The sequence below is a fragment of the Acidobacteriota bacterium genome (genome assembly GCA_016195325.1).
Classification (GTDB): domain Bacteria; phylum Acidobacteriota; class Polarisedimenticolia; order JACPZX01; family JACPZX01; genus JACPZX01.
On record JACPZX010000085.1, the window covers coordinates 75,369 to 87,123 of the forward strand.

4 protein-coding genes are annotated in these 11,755 nt (G+C 68.7%); all 4 read left to right on the top strand.

What is annotated here, in order from left to right:
- Nucleotides 1–210 precede the first annotated feature (210 nt).
- Nucleotides 211–1,707 carry an outer membrane protein transport protein gene (locus HY049_15890; protein ID MBI3450383.1) on the top strand — a complete coding sequence of 499 codons (1,497 nt, stop codon included), beginning with the start codon at nt 211–213 and terminating at the stop codon, nt 1,705–1,707.
- Nucleotides 1,704–6,074 (top strand): putative metal-binding motif-containing protein, encoded by a 4,371-nt coding sequence (locus HY049_15895; protein MBI3450384.1) that lies wholly within the window; start codon nt 1,704–1,706, stop codon nt 6,072–6,074. Before HY049_15890 ends, HY049_15895 begins: the two co-directional genes overlap by 4 nt.
- Complete coding sequence (locus HY049_15900; protein MBI3450385.1) at nt 6,071–6,571, top strand: carboxypeptidase regulatory-like domain-containing protein; 501 nt, start codon at nt 6,071–6,073, stop codon at nt 6,569–6,571. Before HY049_15895 ends, HY049_15900 begins: the two co-directional genes overlap by 4 nt.
- Before the next feature lie 166 nt (nt 6,572–6,737).
- A partial coding sequence (locus HY049_15905; GenBank protein ID MBI3450386.1) for an LEPR-XLL domain-containing protein occupies nt 6,738–11,755 on the top strand: 5,018 nt, incomplete at its 3' end.

Genomic DNA, 11,755 nt, shown 5'->3' on the forward strand with positions numbered 1-11,755 from the left:
TCGCGGCGGGTGAGCCCGCGCTTATCCCGTTGGGGATCATTGACTTATCGGGATTCCGGTGGTATACCGGCACTCCCTGCTGCTCGGCCGGAACCGGACCTTCTTCCCGGCGCCGGGGCGCCCTCGCGTCCGACAAAACAAGTCCAATGACCTTCCCGCCGGGGTGTTCGAGCCCCGGCGGCCATGCGGATCTACACGTGAGGAAGGAGCATGAAGCCCAGACGCGACGCCCGGCACGTCCGCAGCGTGATCCTGGCGCTGTCGGCCGTCATCCTGACCGCGAGGCCAGTGAGCGCTCTCACCGACGAGGACATCTTTCGCGGGTACCAGCTGCATTTCGTGACGGCGGGGGCGCGCGCCGCAGGGATGGGCGGCGCGTTCGTGGCCGTCGCCGATGACGCGTCCGCCGCGGAGCTCAACCCGGCGGGGCTCAGCCTGATCCCGAGGTCGCTCGCCTACGCCGAGTACGGCTCGCTGGAGGTCCCGAGCAATCCCGCGCGGAGCCGCGTCGGGAACCTCGAGGTGAATCCCGTGACGGGAGGAAGGAATCTTCCCTACCTCGCGCTTGCCTCCGATCGGGGGGCGAGCACGACGCAGTCCCCGGCGCTCCTGGCCTTCTCCTGGCCGTTCACGTACGGCGGCGGCCACCGGATTGCGTTCGGAGTCTCGCGCCAGGTGACGTACTCGGAGGAGACGACGCTCTCCGGGGCCGGCGGCACGGCGGCGCGCTTCTCCTTCGACACCTTTCCGAACACGGTGAGCGGGGGGCAGGTGGTGGCCTACTCCATCGCGGCTCCGGTTGCCGGCCGCCTCTCGGGCGAGACGGTGGCGTGGAACGGAGTCGTCTCCGCGCAGATCCACGCCGACTTCTCGGTGGGGCTCACGCTGTCCCAGTCGGTCATGAACATGTCCGCGGACACGCGCGTCAGGGTCGTCGATCCCCTCGCGATCCTCGCGGACGGCTCGCATCCCCGGCTCCCCAGCCAATCGACGGCCGACGTCTACACCACGCATCTGGACGGTTCCGACTCCAACCTGACCTACGCGATCGGCGTCCTCTGGCGTCCGGGATCGTCGTTCACGCGGACTGCCAGCCCGTGGCAGTTCGGGGCCACCTATCGCAAAGGGACCCGATTCGGCGTCGGGGAGCGCACGTCCCTCAATGGTGCGCTCGATCGGACAATCGAGACGCGCTTCCCGCAGCCCGACACCTATTCGGCCGGCGCCGCGTACCGCGCGGCGGGCAGGTTCGCCGTCACCGCCCAGATGGATCGGGTCGAGTACTCCGACCTCCTCCGCGGGTTCGACTCCGGAGTGAACTACGTGACGGGCCCGCATCTCGCGATGGGGGCCTTCAGCACGCGGCGCGTCAGGCGACGGCGCTTCTCACTCGATGACGGGACCGTCCTCCGCGTGGGCGGCGAGTACGTCGTGCCCGTCCGGATCCCGAGCGGCGGCGCCCTCTCCGTGCGGGGCGGCTTCTTCCGCACGCCGGACACGCAGCAGCGCATGATCGAGTTCAACAGCACCGATCACAGCGTCAACGCCACCTACCGCCACGCCTACGCCGGCGGGAACGCCGAGAACCACTTCACGCTGGGAGCCGGGGCGATCTGGGACCGCATGGGAGTGCAGGTGGCCTGGGAAAAATCCGACATCGCGAACCGGATTCTGGCCAGCTTCTCCTACGGGGTGGGGGCGAAATGACGAACTGGTCGCAACATCTCATCCGGCGTCGCGCCATGGTCGGGCTCCTCGCGGGTGTGGCCGCCCTGTCCCCGGCGCGCGCCGAGTTCATCGGCGGTGCCGCCCCCGCGAGCTTCTCGGTCTGCGAAGAGGCGACGGACGCGCAAGCGCGGCCGCGCCCCGAGTGCCAGGCGAGCGACATTCGGTTCCAGTACGATGGGGCGAATCCCGCCGCGAGCCAGTTCGGTTTCGCGGTGGCGGTCGGAAAAATCAACGGAGACGACCTCGCCGATCTCGTCGTGGGCGATCCCGCGCGTAATCGCGTCTACATCTTCCTGGGCCGCGTCAGCGCACAGGCCGGCTACTCGCTCGATCCCAACGATATCGCCGCCCGCATGGTCTCCGCCGACGCCTCGGCCGACGTCATCCTCACGCGGGATCCCCCCTTCCCCGGGCAGGTCGGGTCGTTCGGTTTCTCGGTGGCGGTGTCGGCGGAGCGCGTCATGGGAACGTGCGCTCCCGGCAAGGGGGGCTCGGCCGTCCTCATCGGCGCGCCGGGCAAGCCGGGGACGACCGGGAACGCGCCGGGGAGCGCCTTCCACTTGAAGGCCGGGACGTTCTGCCAGGCGGCGTCGGGTCCCCCGACGACCGTCACGGCGGATCCGATCGACCTGGGAGGACAGCTCATCCAGTCCCCGATCGCCGCGGACGACGACGAGTTCGGGTATTCGGTCGCCTTCGGGCGCGTGCTCACGAACGGCGGGACAGGTCCCGACGTCGTCGTCGGCGCCCGCGGCGCGATGGCTGGCGCAGGGACGGTGACCTTCTTCCCGGTGATCTCCGGCCTCGTCGATGAGACCGCCGCAAACCTCGTGCGCATCGAGGGGACCGGGACCGAGGGGCTGGGCGAGTCGCTCGCGGTCGGTGATCTCGACGGCGACTTCAACGCGATGACCCTGCCGACCGGCAAGTTCGACGACCTCGCGGTCGGGGCGGTCGGCGCCTCCGCGGGAAGAGTTCTCGCCATTCAGGGACCGATCGCCCCCACGGACGGACGCGACGGCGATGGAATCCTTCGCGAGTCGGTCGACGCGCAGGTCCACTCCATCGTCGGCGAGCTTCCCGGCGACTTCTTCGGCTTCAGCGTGGCGATCAGCGCCCAGGGGGATCTCGCCGTCGGCGCCGTATTCGCCGACAACGACCCGCCGAACTCGAAGCAGCCGACCGCGGGGGACGCCAAGACCAACGTCGCGAGCGGGACGCGGTCGAACGCGGGCAAGGTGTACGTCTGGAAGTCAAGCGTGATCGGCCGCGTCGGGCAGGAGGAGCCCGCCAAGACCGCCGACAGGGTGTTCGTCGCGCGAAGGTCCGGCGATCAGCTCGGCTTCTCGCTCGCGTACGGCGATTTCAACGGCTCCGGCAAGGACGACCTCGCGATGGCCGCCCGCCGCGAGGACGGGAGCGGGCTCGCGGTGAACTCGATCGATCGCGGCACCGTCTACGTGGTCTATGACGCCTCCGCGCTCACCTCTCCGATCGACCTCAACAAGTGCGCCGTCAACTCCGACTGCACCGGGACATCCGGCGTGGACGTGATGGTCTTCGGCGGAGATCGCGAGTCGGATCAGGGGGACGAGATGGGATTCGCGATCGCCGCGGGCAACCTGAACGGCGACACGTCGGACGACCTGTTCCTCTCCTCGGTCGCGCACCACAGGGTCTTCGTGGCGACGCTCGAGGACACCGACGCCGACCGGGCCTCGCAGGGGCGCAACATCCGCGACGCCGACGACGACAACGACGGATCGCCCGATACGGTGGACTGCGCCCCGCTCAACACCGCGGTCAAGCCCGGCGCCACCGAGATCGTCTGCAACGCCATCGACGAGAACTGCAACGGTATGGCCGACGACGCCCCCGACGCCGACGGCGACGGCTTCGACGTCTGCAACGACAACACCCCCGGCGATCTCGACAACAAGGCCGCCGACTGCGCGGACAACGACCCGACGAGCTTCCCCGGCGCGCCGGAGGTGTGCGACGGCAACGACAACGACTGCTCGGGATCCGTCCCGGCGGTGGAACTCGACTCCGACAACGACAAGTACGTCGGGTGCACGCCGTGGGTGGACACGCAGCACGACCAGCCCGCGATTCTGGGCGGCGGGGACTGCGACCGAACCGACGCGGCCACGTTCCCCGGCGCAGCCCCGAAGAACTCGACGACGGCCTGCATGCGGGATCGCGACGGCGACGACTACGGGGACGCGCTGCCCCCGGTGGGGGTCACCGCGGGAACCGACTGCGACGACGCGTCCGCGAACGGCGCCGTGACGTTTCCCGGGGCGGCCGCGCTCGAGGCCAACCCCGCCGCCTGCATGAAGGATGCGGATCACGACGGCTACGGCGACATCGCGGCTCCCCCAGGGGTGACCCGCGGCACCGACTGCGCGGACAACGACCCGTTCTCGCATCCCGGCGCCCCCGAGACGTGCGACGGCAACGACAACGACTGCTCCGGGCTGCCGCTTCCCGAGGAGATCGACACCGACGGAGATCGATGGGTCGCCTGCTCGAACTGGAACGACGTGCAGGGGGACAACCTCCTCGTCCTGGGCGGGGGAGACTGCGCACCGACCGATCCGACCACCTTCCCGGGCGCCGCGCCCAAAGAGGTCGTCCCGGGGGCGTGCATGCGCGACGCCGACGGCGACGACTTCGGGGACATCAACGCACCCCCGGGAGGCGTCGCCGGCACCGACTGCGACGATCGCCCCGTCGCCGGCGCGAACACGTTCCCGGGAGCGGCGCAGATCGAGGGGCCGCTGAACTGCATGAAGGACGCCGACAACGACGGCTACGGCGACTCCGCGTCCGTCCTCCCTGTCGTTCCCGGAAGCGACTGCGACGACACGAAGGCGGGGGTCTTCCCGGGGGCGACCGAGATCCTCGACGACGGCATCGACCAGGACTGCAACGGCGCCGACACGGTCACGTGCTTCGTCGACGTCGACGGGGACGGATTCGGGAGCGGAACGATGACCCCCTCCACCGACGGGGACTGCACCGACCCAGGTGAGTCGCCCACCGGGAACGACTGCAACGACGCCAGCCTCACCATCTTCCCCGGCGCCGTGGAGATCCCGAACGACGGCATCGACCAGGACTGCAACGGGGCCGACACGATCTCGTGCTTCATGGATGGCGACGGGGACGGCGCGGGCGGCGTCGCGGCGACGATCGTCCTCGCCTCGGACGGGCACTGCGATGCGGCGCAGCACGAGTCGGCGACCGCCACCGACTGCGCCGACAACGACCCGGCGACGCACCCCGGCGCGGTCGAGGTGTGCGACGGCAACGACAACGACTGCTCCGGGACCGTCCCCGCCGCGGAGCTCGACACCGACGGCGACCGGTACGTGGCGTGCGCCCCGTGGCTCGACACGCAGGGGGATCAACCGATGATCCTCGGCGGGGGGGACTGCGATCCGGCCGACATCGACACCTTCCCCGGCGCCTCCCCGAAGGAGGTCTTCCCGCTGGCCTGCACGCGCGATCGGGACCACGACGACTTCGGCGACATCGCGCCGCCGCCCGGAGTGACGCGCGGAACAGACTGCGACGACTCGAGCCCCACGGCGGCGTTCACGTTTCCAGGCGCCGCGCAGATCGAGGCCCCGCTCAACTGCATGCGGGACGTCGACAACGACGGCTACGGAGACGCCTCCGCCGCCCTCCCGATTGTCAAGGGGACCGACTGCGACGATCTCCACGCGGCCACCCACCCTGGAGCCGTCGAGATCTGTGACGGGAACGACAACGACTGCTCGGCGGGGATCCCCGCCGCGGAGAAGGACGCCGACGGCGACGGCTGGGTCGTCTGCCTCCCCTGGAACGACATCCAGGGGGATAACCCGACCATCCGGGGGGGCGGCGATTGCGCCCCCGCCGATCCGACCGCATTCCCCGGCGCGGGGTTCAACGAGCCGTTCGCGTCGGCGTGCATGCAGGACAAGGACGGGGACGGCTTCGGCGACATCACGCCCCCGCCCGGTGTGAGCGCCGGCACCGACTGTGACGACGACTCGCCCAGCGCGGCGGTCACCTTTCCGGGCGCGGCCCAGATCGAAGCGCCGCTCAACTGCATGAAGGACGCGGACGACGACGGGTGGGGCGACTCCAACGTCTCGCTCCCCGTGGTCGCGGGGACCGACTGCGGTGACTCCGACCCGACCATCTTCCCGGGCGCCCCCGATCCCGTGGGAGACGGGATCGACCAGAACTGCAACGGCATGGACGGGGCGGCCCACCCCCTCAGCAAGGACCGCCACCGTGGGAGGAACTCCAGGGTGCCCGGCCATCCGCTCGGGCCCCAGGTGCGCCCGTGACGCGGACAACGGCTCGCCGGCTCGTTCTGGCGTCGCTCGCGATCCTTCCGGCCATCGTCTTTTCGTGGGGGGCGGCAGCCGCGGGGACGCCGCGCGAGTACGCCTACCTCCACGTCCGGGGTCGCATCACCGACCGCGCGGGGGGTACGCCGATGGTCGGGACCACGATCCGGCTCATCAACGCCGCGGGCTCCTTCGAGGCGGTCACGGATGGCCGGGGGATCTTCGTCTTCGACAAGCTCCCCATCGCCGAGTACGAGCTGCGTCTCCTCAGCCGCGAGGGTGAGGTGCTCAGGAGCATCGAGCAGGTCGATGTCGAGCTCCCCGATCTCAAGCGGTTCGCGGTGCGGCTGGGACAGGGGGAGGCCCGGAACGCGACCGTCCGGGCGAGCGCCGAGGGGGTGTCGATATCCGCCCCGCCCCCTCCCGTCAGGTGGGGTCGCTTCTGGAAGCAGTCGGTCATTTTTCTCGGCGCGGCCGTCGCCCTGACTCTATAGCCCCACCCGATCTTCAGTCTTGACGGAGCCGGCGAATCAGGGTAAATAGAGCCGACGGTCCCTGCCGTCCGGTCCCGCAAGTGTCGCGAGGGTCAGCTTGAAGGTACGCAATCTGGGGAAGGGGACCGCCGGCCGAGACTCCCGCCCTCTCTCCAGGAGCGGGAACGTGCCCCAGCGCCCCAGCTTCTCTCTCGAAGCCTTCGAGCCCCGCATCCTCCTCTCGGCCGACCCCCTCGGGATGGCTCAGGCGGACCTCCTCCACCACAAGCCTCTCGTCGCGGAGTTCGACAAGCTCGAGCTCGCCCCGGCGACGGCGGCGCACGTCGAGAGCCTCGGCGGCTTCGACATGGTCATCGACAGCGCCGTCACCGACCTGATTGCACCGACGAGCGAGGCGAGCCACCGGGCCGGAGAGGCAGCGCATCCGAAGGCCGCGGCGTCGCGTGTCGACGACTGGATCGTCGTCGAATCGCCGTCGCGCCCGGTCGAGGGGAGCGCGCCCGCGTTCGCGCCGATCGGCTCGCCGGCGGACGCCGCCGCGACGCGGATCCCGACCGCAAACGACGCCGAGAAAGCGTCCACAGAATCCGGACAGACGGAGGCGCGACGAACTCTCGTGCGCCTCTCCTTCTTCGTGTCGCGCGAGCGCGGAACCCTCCGCTCCGTCGCGACCGAGACCCTTCGTCCGAGCCATTTCGTCGACTCCATCTCCTCGCGCGGGCCCCCGGCCGCCGGCGACTCCCTCGCCGCCTCGGCGCGCGGGGACCGCGACGCCAAACCCTCCTCTCAGCCGGCACATTTCTCGAAAACACCGGCGCCCTCCAGTCTTGCCTTCCTCGCAACCGTTCGATATGAAATCTCTCGAAGCGCGGACAAGCTTCCGGAATCACTGGTCTTGTCGGGGAATCTCGCCCTTCCCGCGAGCCTCGCGCATCTCGATCGTTCCGCCCGATTTGACGCCGCGGCCGGGGACGCTCGATCCGCAACAATCGCAGGCGCTCGCCGTTCCGTAGCCGCGCGCTCGTCGATTCAGCCCATTCCGACGGGCGACACAGAGGGATTCCCAGTGCCGCTCCGAGGCGGTCGCGACCTCTTCTTCATCGCGCGGGTGGACGCCTCGGCGATCGCCGCGGTGGTCATCACAGCGGGCCAGATTCAGCGAGCCGCCGGCCCCGCGAATCCGTCGGGTAATGCCGACACGCTCAGGCTCGCGAGCTCGACCACGCGCCCCTCGGGTCGACGGGGTGATGGCTCCCCGCGGGCACCTCCCGAGGTCTCCGGAAGCGCGGGACTCGAGTCCACGCGAGCCCCGATCTCCACCCCTCCGGTCGCGGCCACCTCGACCCCGACGCCCGCGATCGCACCCACCCCTCAGTCCAACCAGACCGGCGTCATCGAGCAGGAGACGGTCGCGACCCTCGACATCGCCGGCGGAATCCTCGAGGTCGAAATCGGCGGCAAGACCCCCGGACCGGGGGCTACGGATCCGCTGGCCGGCTTCGACCAGATCAACGTCACCGGGTCGGCGACCCTCAGCGGAACCCTCAAAATCGTACTGGTCGACGGGTTCCTCCCGACCGCCGGCGACACCTTCGATTTCCTGACCTTCGGCACCGTGACCGGTGCCTTCACCACCTCGACCGGCCTCTTCGGCTTCGGCGGCGGGAAGCTCTACTTCGACGTCGTCCAGATGGCCGACCGCCTCCGCCTCACCGTCCAGGAGGTGCCGGGAGGGGCCATCCCGATCCACACCGGCTCGTCCGCCGCGGACGACGCGATCGGCAACGTGCTGAGCGAGTACTTCCCCCTCTCCGCCACCAGCGTGACCGGGGCGACCCTCTCGATCCCCGGGTTCGTGGACTTCGCCGGCGACATCGGAATCGAGGACGCCGGGACCTCCCTGGAGATCGTCTCGTCGAACGTCACGGCGACTCTCGGCAGCGGCCCCTTCAGCCTCGGCGTCACCTCCGGCAAGCTCGCCCTCATCCTGAACGACAACGGCTCGCGAGTCGTCTTCGCCAGCGGCGCCTTCCAACTCAGCGGCGGCGGCCTCCTCAACGCCTCGGGCGCCCAGGCCCAGGTCCTCCAGAACACCACCTCGACGTCGCTGGTCGGTCAGATCGTCAGCGTCGGCTCGGTCAGCGTCACCATCCCGAACGCTCCGGCGAACACGACGGCCCGCATCTCGGGGACGTCGCTCAGTTTCGATATTTCCGGTTTCGTCACGCTGACCGGCGACTTCGGCTTCCAGAAAGTCGGGACCGAGATCCGGGCGACCGCCGGCAACGCGAGCGCGACGCTCAGCGCCGGCACCGCCTTCGAAGCCGGGGTCTCCGGCGGCTCGCTGGCCCTCCTGCTGAGAGACGACGGCACGAAGGCTCTCAAGGCGACCGGCAGCGCGTTCCTGACCGCCGGCGACTTCGCGCAGGTCACGATTCAGTCCGCGACCGTCAAGTTCAACAGCACGTCGACCGACTTCGCCGCGAGCCCGCTCCTCCTCGACATCGATGGCGTGCAGGCGACTCTCGACGTCGCGCCGAACACGCAGAGCGTCTCGCTCGTGGGTCTGAGCGCGGAGTTCGGCGGCTTCGTGAACGTCTCGGGCAACTTCGGCTTCCGGAAGCAGGTCACCGGGACGGTCACGGACATTCAAGCCACGGGCTCGATGGTGGACGTCAGCCTGAAGGCCGGGACGGCCTTCGAGGCCGGCGTCAACGACGGCGCGGTCGCGCTGCTGCTCCGGTCCGACTCGACCACACCGGGCGTCACCACGCGCGCGTTGAAGGCGAGCGGCGGCGCGTTCCTGACGGCCGGGGACTTTGCCCAGGTAACGATTCAATCGGCGACCGTGAAGCTCAATGACACGACGACGGACTTTGCCTCGAGCCCTCTGACCCTCGACATCGACGGCGTCGCCGCCACTCTCGATGTCGCCCTGAACAGCCAGAGCGTCTCGCTGGTGGGCCTGAGCGCGGAGTTCGGCGGGTTCGTCAACGTCTCGGGGAGCTTCGGCTTCAGGAAGCAGGTCACCGGGACGGTCACGGAAATCCAGGCGACGGGCTCGATGGTCGACGTGAGCCTGAAGGTCGGTTCGGTCTTCGAGGCCGGAGTCAACGACGGGTCGATCGCCCTCCTTCTTAGAAGTGACTCGACGACGCCGGGAGTCACCACTCGCGCCCTCAAGGCGACCGGCGGCGCGTTCCTCACGGCCGGTGAGTTCGCGCAGGTCACGATCCAGTCTGCGACCGTCAAGCTCAACAATACCGCGACGGACTTCAAGACCAACCCGCTGACCCTCGACATCGATGGTGTGCAGGCGACGCTGGATGTGGCGCCGAACACTCAGAGCGTGTCGCTCGTCGGCCTGAACGCGGAGTTTGGCGGGTTCGTGAACGTCTCGGGCAACGTCGGATTCAGAAAGCAGGTCAACGGCACCGTCACGGAGATCCAGGCGACCGGCTCAATGATCGACGTCAGCCTGAAGGTCGGTTCGGTCTTCGAGGCCGGCGTCAACGACGGGTCGATCGCGCTGTTGCTCCGCTCTGATTCGACGACCCCCGGCGTGACCACCAAGGCGCTGAAGGCGACAGGCGGCGCGTTCCTCACGGCCGGTGACTTCGCGCAGGTCACGATCCAGTCCGCGACGGTCAAACTCAACAACACGAACACCAACTTCGCGACCAACCCGCTTCTTCTCGACATCGACGGTGTGCAGGCGACGCTTGACGTTGCGCCCAACACGCAGAGCGTCTCCGTCGTTGGGCTCAATGCGGAGTTCGGCGGCTTCGTGTTCGTGTCCGGCAACTTCGGCTTCAGGAAGCAGGTCAACGGCACCGTCACCGAGATCCAGGCGACGGGCTCGATGATCGACGTGAGCCTGAAGATCGGCACAGTCTTCGAGGCCGGCGTCAACGACGGGTCGATCGCGCTGCTGCTCCGATCCGACTCGACCACCCCCGGTGTCACCACCAAGGCGCTGAAGGCGACCGGCGGCGCGTTCCTGACGGCTGGCGATTTCGCCCAGGTCACGATCCAATCGGCGACCGTGAAGCTCAACAACACGAACACCAACTTCTCCACGAACCCGCTCCTCCTCGACATCGACGGTGTGCAGGCGACGCTGGACGTTGCGCCGAACACGCAGAGCGTGTCGGTCGTGGGCCTCAACGCCGAGTTCGGCGGGTTCGTCAACGTCTCGGGCAACTTCGGCTTCAGGAAGCAGGTCACCGGCACGGTCACCGAAATTCAGGCGACCGGCTCGATGATCGATGTGAGCTTGAAGGTCGGGACAGTCTTCGAGGCCGGCGTCAACGATGGCTCGATTGCGCTGTTGCTGCGCTCGGACTCGACGACCCCGGGCGTGACCACCAAGGCGCTGAAGGCGACGGGCGGCGCGTTCCTGACGGCAGGGGACTTCGCCCAGGTCACGATCCAGTCGGCGACCGTCAAGCTCAACAACACCTCGAGGGACTTCAAGACCAACCCGCTCCTTCTCGACATCGACGGTGTGCAGGCGACGCTGGATGTCGCCCCGAACACGCAGAGCGTGAGCGTGGTCGGCCTGAGCGCTGAGTTCGGCGGATTCGTCTTCGTCTCCGGCAACTTCGGCTTCCGGAAGCAGGTCAACGGCACCGTCACGGAGATCCAGGCCACAGGCTCGATGATCGACGTGAGCTTGAAGGTCGGGACGGTCTTCGAGGCGGGAGTCAACGACGGGTCGATTGCGCTGTTGCTGCGGTCCGACTCGACGACGCCGGGCGTGACGACGAGAGCTCTGAAGGCGACCGGTGGCGCGTTCCTGACGGCAGGTGACTTCGCTCAGGTCACGATCCAGTCGGCGACGGTGAAGCTGAACAACACGGCGACTGACTTCAAGACCAACCCGCTCCTTCTCGATATCGACGGCGTCCAGGCGACGCTGGATGTGGCCCCGAACACGCAGAGCGTGAGCGTCGTTGGTCTGAACGCGGAGTTCGGTGGGTTTGTCTTCGTCTCAGGCAACTTCGGCTTCCGGAAGCAGGTAACCGGAACCGTCACGGAGATCCAGGCTGCCGGCTCGATGATCGACGTGAGCTTGAAGGTCGGGACGGTCTTCGAGGCCGGCGTCAACGACGGGTCGATCGCGCTGTTGCTCCGCTCTGATTCGACGACCCCCGGCGTGACCACCAAGGCGCTGAAGGCGAC